Genomic DNA, 20,723 nt, shown 5'->3' with positions numbered 1-20,723 from the left:
CCGCGGGCTAGGGCTGGCCCACAAGGGCATGCTAATGGCCGCCGCGGCCTACAACCTGCAGAAACTCTTGCGCTTCACTCCAAAAACAAGCCAGGCAGCCGTCATGGCCCTGCCCAGGCCGGAGCTGGAAGCATTCTTCAACTTAATTTTGGCTACTCTGAAGAGAAGTGAAATCAGAAATGGGATAGGGACCAGAAGTTACGCTAGAGTTGTGCAACAGCTACCATTGTTGTGTGTTCGTAATTTTTGCTCAGTCTCCTCTTGTTGCACATTTTACTTTCTTCTTGATAGGAAGCACATAATCTAAAGCTTCTTCTCTTGCCACCAAAAAGACCCAGATAGGAATCTATCAACAATTTTAGCTTTGTCAGTTTTTGCTTCTAATGTAGGAGGAATAAGAAGTGTATCAGCACCTCTTATCACTTCCTTCAAGGCGTTATTTTGTACTTTCATTTTACCGAACGTATACTTTAACTTCCCTTTCTTGAAGACAGAATCGATCTCTCCGAAGGAATCAAAATGGCCTTTCCCATAGATAAAGTATCCATAGCCTAAAAAAGAAGTACTGGTACGCGGATTGAAAATTACGTATTCTTCGGAGTTTCTTATTCCAAGAAAGAAAGTGTCTTGGTCAGCTGTAATGTATAAGTTTCTGACTTGGTCTTTGTATTCGTTAGAGATGGTATCAAAGACAAGAACTACCTTCTTATTGGTATAATTCGTTAGTTTAAAGCGTATCGGAAACGCTGCCAACTCTGGCACACCAACACTATCAATCTCTATTTTTACATCTCCTTCTTTAGCGTACAGCAGCTGACCAGGTGTAGGCTTCTTACACGCAAGGGCTGTTAAAACAAGTATAACTAAAGACAGTATTCTGATGCTCATTGTCTTGTAAAGCCTGTTAACATTGAAGCTTTTTCTTCTATATAGTTTTATGACACACAACGTGTTCGTGCATAGTATGGGCCAGGCGTAGCCACAGCCTAAACTATGCATCGTGTTAGGGCTTGTTTTGCTATCTGCATAAAATTTCTATTGCTGCAACTACTCTTCTTTCTTTACTCTTTTCTTATCTGAAGCTCATATGAGGCTCATCCACCACTTGGCATATTGAAGATAAAGCGACTGAATTTATCTTATGGTTTGCTTCCAATGGTCGGATACAGGAGCCTATCCAGTATTTCACTTAGTATAGCATCACTCGGTGGAGGGGCATCCGCATAACGAATAACACCTTCCCTATCGATAATCATGTACCGAGGCACGCTTTTAATATTGTATTTTTTTACCAGACCAGACCCATCTTCATTTTTGAGGAGATAACTGTTAACATTGTTGCCAAGATGTCTGTAGGAAGCTTCCAGCCACTTGTCCGTGTCCTTATCAACGGAGAGATACACCATGGCTAAATCCTGTGGAGAGTACCGCTTCATTATCTCCAAAGATGCTGGAAACTCCCTTAGGCACGGTATACACCAACTTGCCCACAGGTCCACATAAATCACTTTACCCTTATTCTCTGTGATGATGTCTGAAAGGCGCAACTGCTTTTTTTCTGGGGTTATGAAGATGTCATTTATGGCGGCTTCCTTGTAAATGGAGACTTCATTTAGTTGTTTTATCCCCAGAAGCTTGTTCTTATACTTGCTGTCTTCCGATGCCCAGGATTGGTAGTCCTTCACCAGATTGGCTGAACCATTCCCCCGCTTCATCAAGTCTTTCAGTGCAGAATAGCAAACCCACTCCCGCTGCAAACCCTCATACTCACGTTTGGCAATTTCATATTGAACAGCAAAGTCCCCGTACCTACCCTCCCGTGCCGCCAGGAACATGGCATAACCACGCAATGCGGCGACCAGTCGCTCAGATGAACTTTCGGGAAGTCGTTTGGAATCATACAGGATTCTTGCATGAGCTGAAACCGTGTCTTGGTAAAATTGGGGGTAAGGTCGGACAGGCTTCTTAGGATTCTGAAGTACCGCTGGAATAAGAAGAACAGAAAAAACTTTCAGCCTTATCTCCTGCTCCAGATAATTCTTAAACTCCTCCCTAACACCTTGTGCGGCTTTTAGTTCTATTATAAACTTTTCGCTTTCAATCCACAACTTGCGCCACTCATCCAGAAAGTAGTTAAAGTCTGTCTTGCTGCCATAGGCAATCTGGTCGTAAGGTCCCACCAATCTAAAACTGCTCTGGCTTAATCTTTTGGAGAAAGCCAGCTCAGTGCTGTGGTTACCAGTGTAGTCATAGGAATCCTGTGCCTCGTTATAGCTGATGTAGATGGTGTCTCCAGGCATGGCAATCACTCCCGCACTGAGTTTATTTCCAATGGGCGTACTTACCATCACAGGAGAAAAAGAATCAGAGTCAAAAGGTAGAACTACAGTATCCTGAGGCGACAGGAAATGTTCTTTCTGCTCAAGTAGGGAGTTCTTATAGTAAAGGAACACCTTCATCTTCGGACTGGCATTGATAATCGTTGCTTGAGGCGGCTTCGCTTCCAATGGGAACTTCCATAAAAAAGCCGTTACAAGCATCAACAGGAAAGCTTTAGAATTGAACATGCTATTCTCTTCGATTATCGTTATTGAACATTTCAGAGGCTTTAAACTTTAGTCTCACAGGTAGCATAGTCAGAGTAAATGATTCGCCACACTCTCATTTTTGTTAAGCCTTGCTTTTTCATCTAAATTAGCCCTAACGGGCTGGTGCAGCCGATGGGCGAGGCGGAGCCGAGCATGAAGGCTGAACTTTGTGCTTGTTGCACAACCTACTGAAGATAGGCGTAAAAGAGGATAGTACCAAACTGATGTGGGGATGCAGGGCAGGAAAACTTTTGAAGACGAGCGGGAGCTTCGTTTCTCGCTCTCGGCGCACGTGCCGGGGCATAATTTTTACCGGCGGCTCAAGGACAGGCTCGACCTTTCGTTTCTCTACGAGCTGACTCAGCCCTGCTATGGCAGGTGCGGCCAGCAGTCGATTGACCCGGTCGTTTTCTTCAAGCTCTGCCTGGTGGCGCACCTGGAGAACATCGCCTCCGACCGTCGCCTTATCGAGCACTGCAGCCTTAGGCTGGACCTTTTGTACTTCCTTGATTACCAGCTCGACGAGCCGCTGCCCTGGCACTCGACTGTCTCCAGAACCCGCCAGCTCCTGCCCGCCGAGCTCTTTGAAGAGGTCTTCACCCGCGTGCTTTCCCTGTGCGTGGAGGCCGGTATGGTTTCCGGCCACACCCAAGCCGTAGATTCAGCCCTGGTCAAAGCCAACGCCTCCATGGATGCGCTCGAGTTGAAAGTAGCACCGGAAACACTCAATGCGCACCTGCAGCAGGTCCGGGCCATCAGCCGCGGAGACCGCAAGGCGCTCATCAACAGGGCCACAGAAGAGCAACGCACCCTCACGGCCAGCCGAGAGGAGCTGCTCGAGATCCGAGCCCGCAACCGCAAGTGGCGCCTGGAGCAGGACCTGCACCCCGGCGCCCACAACAAGGGCGCCAAGTACACCAGCAATAAGACGCACTACTCCCCGGTGGACCCCGACGCCCGCATCGCCGTAAAGCCGGGCAAGGCCCGCAAGCTCTGCTACCTCTTGCAGCTCTCGGTCGACACGCACCGCCACGTGATCACGCACGTGCAGGCGGATCATGCCGACAAGAAGGACAGCATCTGCCTGCCCGGCGTAGTCAAGCACCTGAACCAGCGGCTGCACCAGCTGGGGCTGGGCTGCACGGCCCTGCTGGCCGACACCGGCTACTGCTCGGGGGAGAACTACGCTTTGCTGGAGCGGGAGGGCATCACGGCCTTCATCCCGCCCCACGGCACCTACGCGGGCGGGCCCGAGGGCTTTACCTACGTGCGGGAGGGCGACTACTGGCTGTGCCCCGAGGGCAAGAAGGCTACCTTCCGCAAGGAGATCGTCAACGCCAAACGCAACAACGTCCGCTCCAGGCTCTACCTGACCACGCGCAAGGACTGCAAGGGCTGCCCCCGCAAAGAGGGCTGCATCGGTAAGCAGCACGAGAAGAAAGTCAACATCACCTCCTTCCGCGAGGAGTACGAGCGGGCCATCACCCGCGTCCAAAGCCGCTGGGGCAGGCACATGAAGCGGCTCCGGCAGGCCACCGTCGAGCCGGTGCTGGGCACGCTGCTCGACTTCCTGGGCATGCGAAGAGTCAACACCCGCGGGCTAGGGCTGGCCCACAAGGGCATGCTAATGGCCGCCGCGGCCTACAACCTGCAGAAGCTCCTGCGCTTTACCCCGAAAACAAGCCAGGCAGCCGTCATGGCCCTGCCCAGGCCGGAGCTGGAAGCATTCTTCAACTTAATTTTGGCTACTCTGAAGAGAAGTGAAATCAGAAATGGGATAGGGACCAGAAGTTACGCTAGAGTTGTGCAACAGCTACCTTTGTTGGGTGAAGGTATTTTATTCTTTGTATCTATCCAGAGAGTTCCAGTATTCGCCCATCCGTCCCCTTTCTTCCATTGCTTTTCTATCTATTCTATCTGGTAATGTGTCAGGTTGCGCATTTGCCACAAAGGCTTTCAGATTTATGAGAGTTGGATACCTTGCAAACACATAATCCCATGCAGCAAAGTAATTGAGCATCCAAATAAGCTCAGGGTCAACTGCATTACTGGCTATTCTTCCATCTAAAATGGTGAATACCTTTATTTCTGCTTGTTTATCAACAGTATCAATACCACTTAAATAATTGGGTTCCGTTTGTGCATACCATTGAATAAAGAGTGCTCTTTTTAATGCTTCAATTTCCATATTAGCCATTTCAGCATATTCCTGATGTACATGCTTATAAGAGTTAAAAACTTCTCTTAATTTCTGGTCATTTTCTTTCGACTGTTTTTGGTTATACAGGTCTGTTACGACAGTGCAAAGGTCTTTTTCTCTTTGAGCTAATTGTTCTAAATTCATATTGTTACTTGCACCCAACTAATGGATATACGTGAACATACGCTTATCTGCACTATGTACGAAGGTGGTCTTGCCTACTCTTTTTTTAGCTTTTAAAGCTGCTAAGGCAGTTTTACGTGTTGTCACCGTAATATTTTGCTATTACAATATAATATATTCTATTCAAAGCACCAGTACTTCCTACTTGATTTTAGACGAGATATACTCAAGAAAGGTCGCATGCCTGGCATAAAACCGCCAAAAGCTTATATCATCATCCAAGTAATGGCTTTAAAACCCTGTATAGGGAGCGATGCCAGTAAAAGGTAACAATATCAATGAGGCAATCTCTGATATTTCAGTGCAATTTTACTATCCGTGTTTATCCGTTTATAAACGAGTATATTCGCGTTATAACACGGCTACGAGCTTTAAAACAAATCTGAATCAAAAACTGAGAACCAGGCACAGTTCTGACTTATATCCCTGTCACTTTCTTTTAGTATAAAAAATAGTGCAATTGCTTGGCAGATACATAGAATACAACAAGCAGGTAGTAGGGAGCGTTAAGTAAACGACCGTTTTTCGGATTGCACAACTCCTGGCATGGCGTGAGCGGGTCGTGCTCTGCCCTCTCTTGTCCTTTCCGCTTCGTTTTTTGGGTTTTGGTCGGCGCGTTTTTGAGTTCCCGGCCATGATTTAGCATTTTGCACTGGGCATGGTGCTATACTGGCGGCGGCCAGCAACCGCCGTCGCTCCGAGGATGCGGGCGAGCGCCTGATGAAGGATATAAACCACAAACTGCGACACAACCGTTTTGTGCTGCAGCGCCACAGCCCCGAGGGCAAGACTACGCTCAGGCGGGAAGTGCTCCAAATGGCCGGCTTCGACTTCCGCCACTTCACGCACCTCTACCGCACCAAGGGCGGCAACACCTACCACTTCTGCTACGACTACGGCTACCTGCTGCTCGAGGACGAGAAGGTGCTTATTGTAAACTGGCAGCCTTACATGGACAGGTGAGCGTGAAACCGAAAGCTGGTAGGAATGGGGCGCGCTTTAACGCAGGACGTCTATGGCATTATGCTGCATGCCCACCCTGCCCACAGGCATGTCCTGGACGCACGGTGCAGTGAGCAGCCTTACAGTACCCCCCTCCCTTGAGAAAATAACGGCAGGGGTGCCCTCACCAGGCTGTAAGGGCGTATACACTACCGGCCCGTTTCTAAGGTTTTAGGTTTAGCTCACAAAGCCTGCCGTGCCCGGGGAGCCACCCTGTCCAGCTCGGAGGCCGGAACAAGCCAGCGGCTCGTCCTGGAGAATATTCTTCTGCCAAGGGAACAAGAGCCTAAAGCTCTACAAAACTACTAAATGACCTAAGGTTCTTAAGTTGGATGAACTTTAAATTGTACAATATGGGTTAATGTGCTAGTTTTGTTTTCTGCTGCTATACAAGTCCACTTTTAATTAAAATTACATGCTGATGCGGCCATGAGTTCTGGCTGTGCCAACAAAGAATCTAATATGAATGAATCGCCAAGGCTCCATGCACTAGACTCTTACCAGATCATGGACACTTTGCCACAGGAAGAGTTTGATGACATCACGGAGCTTGCCTCCATCATTTGCGGGACACCCATCTCCCTGATAACCTTTCTGGACTCAAAGAGGCAGTGGTTTAAGTCAAGAGTGGGGCTGGACATAAGTGAGACGTCCAGGGGGCATGCCTTCTGCCATTATGCCATTCAATTCCCTGATGAGGTAACTATGGTGGAGGATTCTTTCCAGGACGAGCGATTCAGGGACAACCCCCTGGTAACAGGCGACACACGCATGCGGTTCTACGCAGGCGCGCCACTCATTACTCCCGATGGGCACGCGTTGGGCTCGTTGTGCGTAATAGACCATGAGCCACGGACACTGACAAATGAGCAGCAGCGGGCGCTGAGGCTTCTGAGCAAAAGGGTTGTGGAGCGGCTCGAACTTCGCAAGACCAACCTTAAGTCAGAGCAAATGCTAAGGTCAAGCGATCATAAGCTCTTGGCCCTGACCGAGCAGTCACCTAACTTTATAGGCGTCCTGAACGATTCGCTAGCCTTTACCTATGTAAACAAGGGGTATGATGGGGCTAGCAGCGAGGAGTTGGTAGGCAGATCAGCCCTGGATGGTCTGTACAATGAATTCAGGGAGGAGTTTGTTATAGCATGCAAGGAGGTGTTGCAAAGTGGCAACCAAGCAAAACTGAAACTGAAGCTTAAAGCTCAGAGTAACGATGAGAAGTGGGTTTCCTGCCGTCTTTCCCCCCTCAAAAGTGACACTGGCATGCTATCCAGTATCTTGATGACAGGTACCGACATAACCGAGCAACTGAAGACGGAGGCAAGCGAGAAGGAGAGCCGAGCTTACTACGAATCCCTGTTCTTTAGCAACCCAAATGCTGTTGCCAGAATAAGCCTTGACGGCATTCTGGAAGACATCAACGACAGCACTGTTAGAATCTACGGTTATACGAAAGAAGAAGCGGTTGGGCAGCATTTCATGACCTTTGTCGACCCAGCCTTTGCTTTAGACGCAGCCGAGGCTTTCACTAAGACATTGGAGGGGCAGCCGAGTAGCTTTGAGGGAAAGGCGCTGCGCAAGGGGGGCGTCACCATAGATGTTATGGTAACCGTGGTTCCCGTTATAGTGGACGGAGAGGTTAGGAAGCTGCAGATCGTTACAAACGACATCACCGAGGTCAAGCGTGCGCAGAACCTGATAATGGAACAGGCAGAAGCACAGAGCGCTATTTTTGAGAGCGTAAGCGAGGGGTTTCTGGCCCTGGACCGCAATATGTCCATAATATACCTGAACAACGTGTGCGCCTCCTTTCTAAGGAAGAGCAAAGAGGAGTTGCTACACAAGCCCCTCTTTGAACTCTTCCCAAACCTTGAGTCTTCGGCACTGTTCACCAAGTGCCAGGAGGTTAATACGACAGGAACGCACGTGCACTTCCGTGAAACCTTCCCCTTATCCAAGAAAACGCTTGATATCGATGTGTATCAGACGCAACACGGGATAGCCATACACTTCCTGGACGTAACCGATAAGGTCGTAGCGCTTGAGGACTATGGGAGGATGTACTATGTCGCCAGCCGAATCAAGAACAGTGTACTGGTACTGAACAGTGATGAAACTATAGCGTGGGCAAATGAGAGCTTTTTGAATCTCCTGGGTGTAGCACTGAATCAGGCTCAGGGATCCAAGGTCAGCGAGTTATTAGACAACGGCAACGTGAATCTCGGGGCCGTTACCAGCTTTCGGGAGAGGCTTAAAGGAGAGGCTTTTCTTTCCGATGAAATAGAAATTCATACAAGAGAAGGTCAAAGACTCTGGCTACAAGCGGATGTAACTTCCGCACTGGATGAACACGGCATGGTAAAGCAGTACTTTGTCATCCTATCGGACCATACACAGCTGAAAGAGACGAAAGATGAGCTGCGGCAACAGGCCGACCAGCTCTTCCTTCAGAACAAGGATCTGCAGGAGTTTACCTACATTGTTTCCCATAACCTAAGGGCTCCTGTGGCGAACATCCTTGGGGTGACCAGCCTCCTTGGTCGGGTAGACAGGAACTCGGCAGCGTTTGACACCAGTTTGGACTACCTCAGGACGAGTGCAACACAGCTTGACACTGTCCTAAAGGACATGAACGTGATTCTCTCAATCAGGGACAGGAGGGACATAGTTGAAAAGGAGCCGGTGAGTCTTGCAGAGGTGTGGCAACAGGTCTCGGAGGACTTGCGGGAGCCGCTTGCCAAGTGTGGAGCACGGGTAACAGTTGACATACAGGAGGGGCTCTGTGCCAGTGGCCTTAAGGCTCATGTCTACAGCGTTTTTCACAACCTACTGTCCAACGCCGTAAAGTACCGCTCCGGTGAGCGTGCCCTTCATATCAGGCTCAAATGCTTCGGCAGCTCTGACAAGGGGGTGGTAGTCTCCTTCTCTGACAATGGGTCAGGCTTTGACAAGAAAAAAGCAGGTGATAACATCTTTAAGCTATACAAGAGGTTTCACACCAACAAGGAGGGAAGAGGCATTGGCCTGTACCTGGTGAAGACACATGTGGAGGCGATGGGCGGACGCATATATGTCGAAAGCCAGTTGAACGTAGGTACCCGCTTTCTGATCTATTTAAATTAAGATCGCTGCTCATGAGGGTGTAACACAACCTTTAGTGGAGACCACTCTTGTCTCTACCCAGCAGGTATGAAACAGTACAGGAAAGGGGAGCCTGCTAATCGGCGGGGTATCAGTTACAAAGTAAGCTTATGAGCGTTCGACTAAGCCTAGGTTGGCAGTGCAGGGTTATAACGCTTCTCTCCCGCACTAAGCATGGCAAAACCTATCACTTCTGCCATGACTACGGCTACCTGCTGTTAGAGGAGGTGCTCATTGTCAGTTGGCAGCCTTACAGTGCCCCCTCCCTTGAGAAAATAATGGCAGGGGTGCTCTTCGAGGCTGTAAGGGCGCATACATTACCGGCCTATTTTTAAGTTTTCAGGGCCGGCTCACGCAGCCTGCTGTGCAGTATTATCACCCGAATGTAGCAAAAGGAAAACTTGATTGGGACAATCAGTTACTTGTAATCTTACCCTCCGTAGAACAAGCAACAACCAAAGAAGATTTATCAGGCATTTATTTAACCTGGATTGAATCTTTAGGGAAAATCAAATCATGTAATAAATGTCAGTCTAGCTCTGAAAAGGCAGTTTTCGAGAAAAGCTTTGATCTGGCTTGGCTTGAAAATGATAGGATATTTTCTAGTGAGCTAACGGAAAAACTCAAATTCATTGAGCAGAACAGGTTTCAGGGAAAACCTTACTATGTAACGACTAAGGGGAGAAATTCAAATCTTGTCATCTCAAACGAGAAATCGTATAATGACTTTGACTGGACAAACAGGCCATTACGCCTCTTGTCTTTATTTAGATACTGGAATACCATTGAGTATTTCTACCCACATAAATATCAGTTGGATACGAATTGGGATAAAGTTCTATCCCAGATGCTGCCTAAATTTTCCTCCCCGGATTCAGAGTTAGCTTATCATTTGGCCATGCTGGAGCTTGTGGTGAAGATTGATGATAGTCATGGCTACTTTACAAGCAAGCTGATACAGGAGCATTTTGGGCTGAAACAGATTCCGGCCGCTTTTAAAATCATTGATGATAAAGTCGTAATAGCGGGTGTTTATGACGACTCCTTGGCTGCGTTAAATGATATAAGAACCGGGGATGTCATTAGCAAAGTGGAAGGGGTTGAAACAGCGGAGGTGCTAAAACAAAACCTGAGATATGTCAATGGTGCGAATTATAACTCCAAACTAAGATACGCATTCAGTAAAGTTCTAAACGGTTCTTCAGACAGTGTTCAGGTTCAAATCGCAAGAGGAGGAGAAACCAAAGTAAGGAAGCTGGCAAGGTACTCTTTTGATCAATTTAAGCATAACGGCAACAGAGGAAAATCATGGGAGCTCAAGGAAGATAATATTGGGTATGTCAACCTGGGATCCATTGACGGGAAAGAATTAACTAACGCTCTCAATAGCTTAGTAAGCACCAAAGCCATTATTATCGATCTGAGGAATTACCCTAAAGAGTTTTATGGATATCATTTCAAGAATTTCCTGGGCGCAAAAAGTGCAGTGGTGGCCAAACAGGCAAAGCCTGATTTGAAACATCCCGGCAAGTATACTTTATCCGACCAAGAATGGAGCACTCTTGAATCAAAGTACAAAGGGAGAGTGGCTCTACTTGTAGATGAATCTACCCAAAGCCGGGCTGAATACACCGCTATATGGATTCAGAACGGATACAATGTGACGACCATAGGCAGCCAAACTGCAGGTGCTGGAGGCATGATGATCCCGCAGGAGTTTGTAGGAGGTTATAAGACTTACTTTACTAGTAGTGCTATCTTTTACCCGGATATGACTCCGCTCCATAGAGAAGGTGTGAAAATTGATATTGAGGTCAAACCCACAACTCAGGGTATTGTTGATGGGAAAGATGAGGTGCTTGAAAAGGCAATCGAATTTATTAACAAAAATATATAAATACTGTTGCCAACCACGTGTATACCTCATCTGCGGCTACGCCTTGCACATCGTCTACACCAGTCCGTTGTACCCAATTAAAATTATGAAAGTAGAAGTTCTTCAAATAGATTGGTTTCTAGGGAAAGAACCCCCTGAAGGTACAGTTACGGTAAAAGCAAAGAACGGCTGCCCTATATCTGCTTTTACTTATGGAGAAGAGTTTACTGAGGGAGAATTTGTTAACGTTGAGTTTGATTCGATTAATGATAACCTTGACTGGAATACAATTTTTGGCGAGAACAAGAACGAAGAAAAAAAGCTGGTAAAATCCACAAGGGATTGGGAATATGAAGGGTATGGGCAAATAAAATCTATTGAGCCTGTAGTTGTTGACTTTGGGGATATAGAATTGGAAACAGGCAATTGGACATCTGATAAAAAGGTGGTTGGAGAGTTTATCTACTGGAAAATCAACAGGCTCGACATAATTAAAATAGAATAACTCGGTACAACAACACCTATCTGGCAGCTGCGCCGCCGCATAGCCCAACCGTTAACTGAAATAAGAAATTAATGAAGCAAAAATACAGAATCAGGTATGGTAAGACCATACTATTTAAGCCGCTTCTCTTTCTTCTTATCATGCCCATTTTATCTTGGCTTTTGTGGCCAGATAAGCCCGATTCCATTGTCATAGTGGCAACTTTAGCATTAGCTTATATTCTACCAATACTTTACCTTAACTACCAGTACTGGCGTAATGACGTTGACCAAATAGTTGCAGTAGATACATCACAGGGTGTAGTTAAAATAATGAAAGGGACACAGACCTTTCAATTTCTTATAGACGATGTTGTGGCTTGTGATTTTGTCAATGTACGTCCATTTCAGAAGATTCACAGGGAGTATGCCTACCTAAGAATAAAGACTGCAAACGAAACTTTCATCATAACTCATTTGACGGTTAAGCCTGAAGAGTTACTTGGTCAACTAGGAATACCTTACGAAGACATAGAGGTCTTCTTTCCAAGCTTAAACTACGAAAGGCTAAGCCCGAAGCAAAAGGAAAAGAATCAGGCATACTTTGAAAGAAAGAAAAGAGAGTTTCTTGACAGGTATAGCGGGTTCCAAAGTATTGAACTGGAAGATATAATCAAAAATCGTGGACAGTATGCTGATTACGCAGTAGCTGCTGCTTATGAAACCTTGAGCAACAGAAGAATTAATCCAGTTAACAAAGCACAGGCTTAAGCTTCGGCTACGCCTTGCCTTAGCCTATACAAGCCGTTGTGTGCAATAGGAAGTACAGAATAAAAAGAAATGTCACTTTATAGCTTCTATAGAACAACCTTTGATAAATGGCATAGACCATTCATCTTTTTTGCTTTGGCAGCAGGGCTTTGGGCTATAAGTATGTTCACATCTTCATTTGTGCTACAGCTATCTGGCTTTTTTCTGGTTTGTTTAGCCTTCCTTATTCTCTTTATTTCTACTATTTACCAATTCATAAAAAATCGCTGGGTAAAAGGAATGCTAACTGGAGCAGCATTTTGTATTGGAGCTTTTGCATTAGTTGTTCTTTCAGTAATGTCCTTCTTTATTTCGCAGTCAATGCCTGACCCATTTACTGACGACTTAACAATACCAGAAGGAATAGAATTAAATAAACCTATAGGTTCAGACTTTGAATTTGCCAGAACTGATTCTGTAGTAGAAAGTAATCATCCTGACTTCGTACTGTACAACTCCTTTCAGCCAGGGCTTTATGAATATGACCTGTGGGTTGAAAATACAGAGAGCGGAACAGTTTACCTTAAAGCTTACGAAATAACGAAGAATATCCCCTTGTCAACAGGTAGATTACCAAAGGCAAGTTCTATCGAAATAGCCGATTCGAAAAAGGAATTAACAAAGTATGGGACGACAGTTAACTTCACAATCTACGAAGGAGACTGGGGCAAGCCCTATGCAGCAAGATTTGAAGTATGGCTTAAACCTGCAAGCGGTAATCCAGAAAGAAAGTTGATGGAGAAGAACTATATCATAGAAGGCTGGCAACGGTAAAAGAAGAACTACAGCACACAACAAGGGTAGCTGTTGCACAACTCAGCAGTAACTTCTGTTCTCGATACTATTTCTGAGCTCGCTTCTCTTTAGGCTTCTTAAAACCACCTTGAAAAACGCATCCAGCTCCGGCCTGGGCAGGGCCATGACGGCCGCTTGGCTTCTTTTTGGAGTGAAGCGCAAGAGTTTCTGCAAATTATAAGCTGCGGCGGCCATCAGCATGCCCTTGTGAGCCAGCCCTAGCCCGCGGGTGTTGACCCTGCGCATGCCCAGGAAGTCGAGCAGCGTGCCCAGCACCGGCTCAACGGTGGCCTGCCGGAGCCGCTTCATGTGCCTGCCCCAGCGGCTCTGGACGCGGGTGATGGCCCGCTCGTACTCCTCGCGGAAGGAGGTGATGTTGACTTTCTTCTCGTGCTGCTTGCCGATGCAGCCCTCTTTGCGGGGGCAGCCCTTGCAGTCCTTGCGCGTGGTCAGGTAGAGCCTGGAGCGGACGTTGTTGCGCTTGGCGTTGACGATCTCCTTGCGGAAGGTAGCCTTCTTGCCCTCGGGGCACAGCCAGTAGTCACCCTCCCGCACGTAGGTGAAGCCCTCGGGCCCGCCCACATAGGTGCCGTGGGGCGGGATGAAGGCCGTGATGCCCTCCCGCTCCAGCAAAGCGTAGTTCTCCCCCGAGCAGTAGCCGGTGTCGGCCAGCAGGGTCGTGCAGCCCAGCCCCAGCTGGTGCAGCCGCTGGTTCAGGTGCCGGGCGATGCCGGGCAGGCAGATGCTGTCCTTCTTGTCGGCATGATCCGCCTGCACGTGCGTGATCACGTGGCGGTGCGTGTCGTCCGAGAGCTGCAAGAGGTAGCAGAGCTTGCGGGCCTTGCCCGGCCCCGCGACGATGCGGGCGTCGGGGTCAACCGGGGAGTAGTGCGTCTTATTGCTGGTGTACTTGGCGCCCTTGTTGTGGGCGCCGGGGTGCAGGTCCTGCTCCAGGCGCCACTTGCGGTTGCGGGCTCGGATCTCGAGCAGCTCCTCTCAGCTGGCCGTGAGGGTGCGTTGCTCTTCTGTGGCCCTGTTGATGAGCGCCTTGCGGTCTCCGCGGCTGATGGCCCGGACCTGCTGCAGGTGCGCATTGAGTGTTTCCGGTGCTACTTTCAACTCGAGCGCATCGATGGAGGCGTTGGCTTTGACCAGGGCTGAATCTACGGCTTGGGTGTGGCCGGAAACCATACCGGCCTCCACGCACAGGGAAAGCACGCGGGTGAAGACCTCTTCAAAAAGCTCGGCGGGCAGGAGCTGGCGGGTTCTGGAGACAGTCGAGTGCCAGGGCAGCGGCTCGTCGAGCTGGTAATCAAGGAAGTACAAAAGGTCCAGCCTAAGGCTGCAGTGCTCGATGAGCTTGCGGTCGGAGGCGATGTTCTCCAGGTGCGCCACCAGGCAGAGCTTGAAGAAAACGACCGGGTCAATCGACTGCTGGCCACAGCGCCCGTAGTAGGGCTGAGTCAGCTCGTAGAGAAACGAAAGGTCGAGCCTGTCCTTGAGCCGCCGGTAAAATTATGCCCCGGCACGTGCGCCGAGAGCGAGAAGCGCAGCTCCCGCTCGTCTTCAAAAGTTTTCCTGCCCTGCATCCCCACATCAGTTTGGTACTATCCTCTTTTACGCTTATCTTCAGTAGGTTGTGCAACAAGCACAAGGTATAAACGTCACCTCGGCCGACGGCCTTCGCCGTTGTTTATACTAGACGTTGGGCGTCAATTATACTATGAAAAAAATAACCCTCATTTTCTGTTCTGCTCTGTTTTTTATGAATTGTAGTGGTGAACAGTGTCAGCTTCCCTGAAAACAGAACTGTTCTAGAGTAGAGAAAAATCTTTAAATTTGAGCAGTTACTTATGAAGCGAAAAACATTTACCCCCCAGCAGATCGCCAAAATCCTCAAGGAGTTTGAGGAAGGCAAGAGTGCGGCAGAGATTAGCCGTGAGTACGGCGTGAGTCAGGCAGCCTTCTATAAGTGGCGCCAGCGCTACAACGGTATGGACGCAACTGAACTCAAGCGCCTCAAGGAGCTGGAAGAAGAGAACCGCCGCCTTAAGGCCATGTACGCCGAGCTGGCTCTGGACCTGAAGGTGGCTAAAGAGATCATCGAAAAAAAGCTCTGAAGCCCTGCCAGAAGCGACAGATTGCTCAGGAGATCTCCAGGCGGGAATACTGCGGCATTAGCAGGGCGTGCCGCGTGTTGAAGCTGAGCAAGTGCGTCTACTATTACCAAAGCAAGAAAGATGACTCAGCCGTGGAAGAGGCACTTCGGCAGAAGGCCGAGCAGCACCCCAGGGAAGGATTCTGGAAAGCCTTTCACCGGCTGCGGAAGGAAGGCCAGCCCTGGAACCACAAGCGCGTGCATCGGGTCTACAAGAACATCGGACTGAGCATCCGCCGGAAAGCTAAAAAACGGCTGCCTGAGCGCGTGAAGGAGCCTTTAGAGGTGCCGTCTGAGCTCAACCACACCTGGTCGATTGACTTTATGAGTGATGCTTTGAGCAATGGCCGAAAGTTCCGCTCTTTTCACGTGATGGATGATTTTAACCGGGAGGCCCTGCACATTGAAATTGATTTCTCGCTCAAGAGCAACCGGGTGGTGTGGGTACTTAACCACCTGATCAAAAGAAGAGAAAAGCCACAGCGCATCCGCATGGACAATGGCCCGGAGCTGATCGCCTCCTTAATGGAGGAATGGAGCCGGATGCTGAGGCATTGAGTTCATTTATATTCAACCAGGCAAGCCCACACAGAATGCTTTTGTGGAGCGCTTCAACGGCACCTTCAGAAGGAATGTGCTGGACGTGCACCTCTTCGACTCTCTGGACCAGGTCCGGCAGATTGCCCAAAGCTGGCTGGAGGACTACAACTACTTCCGCCCTCATGACAGCCTCAAAGGCATGAGTCCGGTGGAGTATGCCCGGGCAGCAGCAGAGGGCCTTCACAGTGGATAACCCTTCCAGGGTTACCCACAATGAACACCCATAGTAGTGGTAGCAGAAGTGAATTGAAATTTATGTATCATTATACTCTCAGGTAGTTCTAAAACCGGGGAGCCGACAGGTATAATATGAAGTACTTCAAAGTAATAACTGAATAAATACATCTGCCAACACAGCACAGGTACCATGTTCGGCTAATGCCTCACCCGTTGCCTGTACCAACACGTTGGTGGTAATATAAATATCAAAATGAATTCGGTAAAAAAGACATCAAATAAGTGGGTAGCCGTTATTTTAGCGACACTAATCACTATTAGTATCTGCTATGTTGTAGGTATGATGTTTTCTCTTGAAAGCTTTGCATTTAGCTGGAGCTTGAACTTCATTCTCATGATCTGGTACACCTATTTAGCATCACAAATAAGCCAAAAACTAGATTCAGATTATTTCGAACTTAAACCCTTTGAAAAGGAGGGGAGGATTTATAAATACTTAGGAGTTCATGTTTATAGAAAGCTACTCATATGGATTGGATGGGAGAGAATCAGCAGAAAGAAGAACCCTATAAAGAACAACCTGCTTTTACTAAAGGTGTGCGAACATAATACTCGTGAATCAGAAAAAGGACACACAATAATAGCTTTGATTGTTTTCACTGTAGCTGTTGTAGGTTCGAATTCATTGGATGAGGCAAAGTGGCTTATCACGACAAACTTACTGCTCAATATATATCCAATTATGGTACAGCGCTTCAACAGACCAAGATATAGCAGGATTATTAAAAACAAAATGAAGGAGGCTGTCTGAAATTCGAATGATGGTATATAAATAGCAGTTTTATGTAACCTGTAACAAAACTACCACCAACCACACCTATACGGCAGCTTTGCCTCAGCATAGCCCAGTACGTTACAGGAAATAAGAAATCATAAAACGAGAAAATTTTTTTGTGATTTATAGTAACTTTAAAGTTACATTCACTGTTGAAAATACAGCAGATGGAGAAAATAAGGGAAATCATTGCTTACAAAAATTACTTTGAAGATTTCTTAAAGGAGCAACCAACAAAGGTGCAGGATAAGATATTCAAAATTTTGGAAGCGATAGAAACGCTTGAGCGGGTGCCTCAAAATTACCTAAAGCACTTGGCAGGCACAGACGGACTATATGAAGCACGCGTACAACTTGCTTCCAACATTTGGCAGGTGTTCTGTTTTTTCGACGAAGGCAAGCTGGTCATCTTACTTAACGGCTTTCAGAAGAAAACGCAGAAAACACCAAAGAAAGAAATTGAAAAGGCACTACAACTAATGGCTGAATATTATGAAGGGAAAAGATAAACAAAGAGAAGTTAGTTCTTGGGCAGACATCAAGAACAGAGTTTACGGAGTGAAGGGAACAGAGAGACGGGATAATCTTGACAGGGAGTTTGAGTCGTTTAAAATTGGACTTGAGTTGAAAAAAGCCCGGGAAGCTCGGCATCTTACCCAGCAGGAATTAGGGGAAATCATTGACAAGAAAAGAACCTACATATCCAGAGTTGAAAACGATGGGAGTAACCTTACGCTCAAAACCTTATTCGATATTGTTGAAAAAGGATTGGGCGGAAAAGTAAAAATCTCGATTGAGCTCTAAATGAAAAATTACTACCCTGTAACCCAGTGGAGCCGTAACCCTTGCTACGCTGCGGGCTACGGCTCCACAAATTCGTTAGGGGCAATAAATAATTATAAAAATATCCTGCTTCCAAGACAACATGAGATGTCTCCTGATACTGTTAGTCCTGATGGTTCTAACTTATGGCTGCAAAAGCGCTGAAGAGCAACAGCGTTGCTTGAAGGACTACATTAATTATGAACAATATCCCGAATCCTGAAGCACAACAGACCTTATCTTGTAGCATCGCTTTACATAACTAACCCAAGTTGCGATTTAGCATTGGCATGTAAACGATGAAGCCACTCAGGCTTGTTAAGGAAAAAGTAACCACACTTACTTCCTTACTTGCCATGAATGACTTCACTATTACAATTTACTGTTTTGTTGATGATTACCTGCAAATAGCGGGCAAAAAAGCGGCGACCAAGCGCAAGGCCAGCGATGCGGAGATAATCACAACGGCCCTGGTGTCGGCCCGCTACTTTGGCGGCAACCTGTCTGCGGCCAGCGGCTACATGCAGCAGCACCAGAAGTGCCGGATGCCGCACAAGAGCAACTTTAACCGGATGCTGCACCGACTGGGCGAAACGATCGCGGCCATCTTCCTGGCCCTGGGAGACTGCCTCAAGCAGCTCAACACCACTGGCGAGTATGTGATAGACAGCTTCCCGGTGGCCGTGTGCCGCAATATTCGCATTAACCGGTGCAGACTGCTGGAGGGTGAGGCCTACAGGGGCTACAATGTCTCTAAAAGGGAGTATTTCTACGGCTTCAAGGTGGAGGTCATCGCAACTGCCGGGGGCCTGCCGGTGAGTTACTTTATCGTGGCGGGAAGCGTGCACGATGGCAGAGCCCTGCAGGCCATGCACCTGGACCTGCCGCCGGAAAGCAGCCTGTACGGGGACAGCGCCTACACCAATTATGAGGTGGAGGACCTGCTGGCCGAATGCGAGCAGGTCAGCCTGCTTACTCAGCGGAAAAGCAACAGCAAGCGGAAAGACAGCCCGGCGATGGACTATATAAAAGCGGTGATGAGGAAGAGAATAGAGACAACTTTCAGTGAGATAGAGGCGGCCTTTCCCCGAACGATCCACGCCGTGACTCCGCAAGGATTTCTGCTAAAGATTGTCCTATTCCTCTTTGCTTACACCATCAATAAATGTATTTAATCGCAACTTGAGTTAACTAAAAGACCACGCTTAAAAATACGGGAACAAACCTAGGTCTATAGTTTAATTTGTTAACTTGCTACTAATTATTAGGCTTCTAACACAGTCAAGTTGAAACCAGCCTTACAGCCAAGGCGCTTGACACCTGCATCCATTGTTCCAATCTCCGATCAGATCAGATTTGAATCAAGCTTGAATCGACAAACATGAATTCGGTTTGACTTAGTAGATTTTTAACTTTCATCGCATTAAAACACTACTACTATGCAAAGAAAACATTGCCTGTCCCTGCTTCTCGCGGTCACATTTTTATTGTCCTCCTGCCAGAAAGAGGACAGCGCTCCCCAAACCGACTACTCAATTGAATCTGATTCTAATTTCGAGCTTATCAGCCAGCATTCCAACGGCTGGATAAAAAAAGCCAGACACTATAGCTATGACCTGCAGGGAAATGTCCCAAAGGATGAATTCGAGTATTTCGAAAACGGTTATGTAAAGTCGGCCAAGGTGTACAGCAGATTCCCAAATCAGCACCTCTACATGGAAGTAAGCCGTAGTGAGGACAACAAGCCGCTATGGTCCAAATACTACACGCCAGAGGGAGAGCTATGGTTTGAAACCGAATATGTTAACGGCCTGCCCTCGGTGAAGAAAGTCTATAGCGGGAAAGGAACTGCTGTTCATACTTATACCGATGGTGAATTGGTATCCATCGGATTCACCGCTACCGATAATAGCGGAACCAGCACCACTGTCTACGATAGGTCTTCAGGGAAGAAGACGATAACGGTTACCCAGAATGGGGAAACCGTTCTGGAAGAAGAGTATTCGTTCCTGGAAAAGCATGGAGATGGAATACAAACCAGTAACCAAATTCCCTTGGCTAACCCGTTCAATACTACTGAAGAAGGAGCCTATCGGAAAGTAGAGGAATCGTTTTCCCACAGTCCAGTTTGGGAGAATGATACCGATCCCATCAAAATCATACATCCCTACCGTCACTATTTTGAGTACAACTATTACCACCCGCAACCTGAGTTTGCCACCAAATTTGCCGTGAACTCTGAATTGTACCAGTCTGTTATCGAACAATACCCTGTCACCGAAGACGGTGCCTTGATAGCCGGTACTTGGTATCATCAAGGTTTTGAGAGTTTCCTCCCCTCTCTTGAAGAGAGTGACTCACTGCAAAACGTCAAGGAGCAGGACCCCGACCTTTTCGAATTGAAATACGGAAACGAATATGTTGAAAAGGTAAGATACGGAAAGCACTTTTTTGTCATCGGTGCCTTGCGCAATATGCCTACCAATGAGAATGCCGCTGATGAGTTGAAAAAAATAGCTGAAAGACGCATGAATGAGCTCTTAACCGGTAACAGCCCACTTAGCAGAGAGGAACGGGAAATATTGGAAAAAGTATGGTTCGAGGCCAAGTTCTTCTCTATGCTGAATGAGCACCGGAATGGTGTGGTAATCAACTCTTATGCAGATTATGAGTCTGCTGTACAGGAGGTCAATAATGCAGAAGTGTCAATCATCCAGCTGGAGTACGTCCCGTTCAGGAATTTGTAGATGAGATTTGTCTCCTTGATGAAAGCCACCTCTAAAAAGGGTGGCTTTTTCTGTTAGCGGTTCCTTAATAAACGTTTTGGTTGATTCAATCAACAGGAGAAAACAAGCTCCAGATAATAAAAGGAAGAATTGGCTACAGTTTGCATTTGCAACATCGGTTATAGCAAATAGCGGGTTTTGACGGAAAAGTGTAGTTTAGAAAACCAAGAGACAAAAGGTAAAGCCGACAAATCCGCGTCTATAATCCCGCGACTTGTCTAAAACGGTAACAGTTATTCTTGCTTGTCATAAATGAGCTTATCAGTCAGG

Annotated in this window: 18 protein-coding genes and 1 pseudogene; 14 read left to right on the top strand and 5 right to left on the bottom strand. The window is 47.4% G+C overall.

Going from position 1 to position 20,723, the window contains the following annotated elements:
• Positions 1 to 303: 303 nt before the first annotated feature.
• Positions 304 to 888, bottom strand: coding sequence for a hypothetical protein (locus PKOR_RS23235; protein WP_046313821.1), 585 nt, complete (start codon positions 886 to 888; stop codon positions 304 to 306).
• A 251-nt stretch (positions 889 to 1,139) separates the two neighbouring features.
• Complete coding sequence (locus tag PKOR_RS23230; RefSeq protein ID WP_046313818.1) at positions 1,140 to 2,567, bottom strand: TlpA family protein disulfide reductase; 1,428 nt, start codon at positions 2,565 to 2,567, stop codon at positions 1,140 to 1,142.
• Between the two features lie 253 nt (positions 2,568 to 2,820).
• On the opposite strand from PKOR_RS23230, the gene PKOR_RS23225 reads away from it, so the two are divergent.
• Positions 2,821 to 4,512 (top strand): IS1182 family transposase, encoded by a 1,692-nt coding sequence (locus PKOR_RS23225; protein WP_071843191.1) that lies wholly within the window; start codon positions 2,821 to 2,823, stop codon positions 4,510 to 4,512.
• On the opposite strand, the gene PKOR_RS23220 is transcribed toward PKOR_RS23225, so the two are convergent.
• Entirely contained in the window at positions 4,426 to 4,932 is a 507-nt protein-coding gene (locus PKOR_RS23220) for a hypothetical protein (RefSeq protein WP_046313817.1), read from the bottom strand. The two genes, PKOR_RS23225 and PKOR_RS23220, sit on opposite strands and share 87 nt — an antisense overlap.
• Positions 4,933 to 5,691: 759 nt before the next feature.
• Between PKOR_RS23220 and PKOR_RS23210 the strand changes: the two genes are divergently transcribed.
• From PKOR_RS23210 to PKOR_RS23180, 7 genes are all read left to right on the top strand, one after another.
• Positions 5,692 to 5,934, top strand: coding sequence for a hypothetical protein (locus tag PKOR_RS23210; RefSeq protein ID WP_052739071.1), 243 nt, complete (start codon positions 5,692 to 5,694; stop codon positions 5,932 to 5,934).
• A 501-nt stretch (positions 5,935 to 6,435) separates the two neighbouring features.
• Positions 6,436 to 9,093 carry a PAS domain S-box protein gene (locus tag PKOR_RS23905; protein ID WP_158453822.1) on the top strand — a complete coding sequence of 886 codons (2,658 nt, stop codon included), beginning with the start codon at positions 6,436 to 6,438 and terminating at the stop codon, positions 9,091 to 9,093.
• A gap of 128 nt (positions 9,094 to 9,221) precedes the next feature.
• Complete coding sequence (locus PKOR_RS23200) at positions 9,222 to 9,446, top strand: hypothetical protein (RefSeq protein WP_046313813.1); 225 nt, start codon at positions 9,222 to 9,224, stop codon at positions 9,444 to 9,446.
• A gap of 29 nt (positions 9,447 to 9,475) precedes the next feature.
• Positions 9,476 to 11,008 (top strand): S41 family peptidase, encoded by a 1,533-nt coding sequence (locus tag PKOR_RS23195; protein WP_046313812.1) that lies wholly within the window; start codon positions 9,476 to 9,478, stop codon positions 11,006 to 11,008.
• Between the two features lie 85 nt (positions 11,009 to 11,093).
• A complete protein-coding gene (locus PKOR_RS23190; RefSeq protein ID WP_046313810.1) occupies positions 11,094 to 11,492 on the top strand; it encodes a hypothetical protein in 399 nt (132 codons plus the stop codon).
• A gap of 71 nt (positions 11,493 to 11,563) precedes the next feature.
• A complete protein-coding gene (locus PKOR_RS23185; protein ID WP_046313808.1) occupies positions 11,564 to 12,241 on the top strand; it encodes a PH domain-containing protein in 678 nt (225 codons plus the stop codon).
• 69 nt (positions 12,242 to 12,310) lie between these two features.
• Complete coding sequence (locus PKOR_RS23180; protein ID WP_046313807.1) at positions 12,311 to 13,054, top strand: hypothetical protein; 744 nt, start codon at positions 12,311 to 12,313, stop codon at positions 13,052 to 13,054.
• A gap of 42 nt (positions 13,055 to 13,096) precedes the next feature.
• Here the strand turns inward: PKOR_RS23180 and PKOR_RS25810 are convergent, their stop codons facing one another.
• Positions 13,097 to 13,864, bottom strand: coding sequence for a transposase (locus tag PKOR_RS25810; RefSeq protein ID WP_338047507.1), 768 nt, complete (start codon positions 13,862 to 13,864; stop codon positions 13,097 to 13,099).
• Positions 13,865 to 14,071: 207 nt separating this feature from the next.
• Positions 14,072 to 14,542: a transposase gene (locus PKOR_RS25805; protein ID WP_476704249.1), complete on the bottom strand. Its 471-nt coding sequence runs from the start codon at positions 14,540 to 14,542 to the stop codon at positions 14,072 to 14,074.
• 386 nt (positions 14,543 to 14,928) lie between these two features.
• Between PKOR_RS25805 and PKOR_RS23165 the strand changes: the two are divergent.
• From PKOR_RS23165 to PKOR_RS23135, 6 genes and pseudogenes are all read left to right on the top strand, one after another.
• A pseudogene (locus PKOR_RS23165) lies at positions 14,929 to 16,026 on the top strand (IS3 family transposase).
• Between the two features lie 237 nt (positions 16,027 to 16,263).
• Complete coding sequence (locus PKOR_RS23155; RefSeq protein WP_046313800.1) at positions 16,264 to 16,821, top strand: glycosyl-4,4'-diaponeurosporenoate acyltransferase CrtO family protein; 558 nt, start codon at positions 16,264 to 16,266, stop codon at positions 16,819 to 16,821.
• A 191-nt stretch (positions 16,822 to 17,012) separates the two neighbouring features.
• Positions 17,013 to 17,354, top strand: a complete 342-nt coding sequence (locus tag PKOR_RS23150) for a type II toxin-antitoxin system RelE/ParE family toxin (protein WP_046313798.1) — start codon at positions 17,013 to 17,015, stop codon at positions 17,352 to 17,354.
• Complete coding sequence (locus tag PKOR_RS23145) at positions 17,338 to 17,649, top strand: helix-turn-helix domain-containing protein (RefSeq protein WP_046313797.1); 312 nt, start codon at positions 17,338 to 17,340, stop codon at positions 17,647 to 17,649. Before PKOR_RS23150 ends, PKOR_RS23145 begins: the two co-directional genes overlap by 17 nt.
• 374 nt (positions 17,650 to 18,023) lie before the next feature.
• Positions 18,024 to 18,842, top strand: coding sequence for an IS982 family transposase (locus PKOR_RS23140; RefSeq protein ID WP_046314877.1), 819 nt, complete (start codon positions 18,024 to 18,026; stop codon positions 18,840 to 18,842).
• A gap of 264 nt (positions 18,843 to 19,106) precedes the next feature.
• Positions 19,107 to 20,414, top strand: coding sequence for a hypothetical protein (locus PKOR_RS23135; RefSeq protein ID WP_148561782.1), 1,308 nt, complete (start codon positions 19,107 to 19,109; stop codon positions 20,412 to 20,414).
• The last annotated feature ends 309 nt before the right edge of the window (positions 20,415 to 20,723 follow it).

Source organism: Pontibacter korlensis (genome assembly GCF_000973725.1).
Taxonomy (GTDB): Bacteria; Bacteroidota; Bacteroidia; order Cytophagales; family Hymenobacteraceae; genus Pontibacter; species Pontibacter korlensis.
Note: the sequence above shows the minus strand (reverse complement) of the source record. Positions and strands in the feature narration are given on the sequence as shown.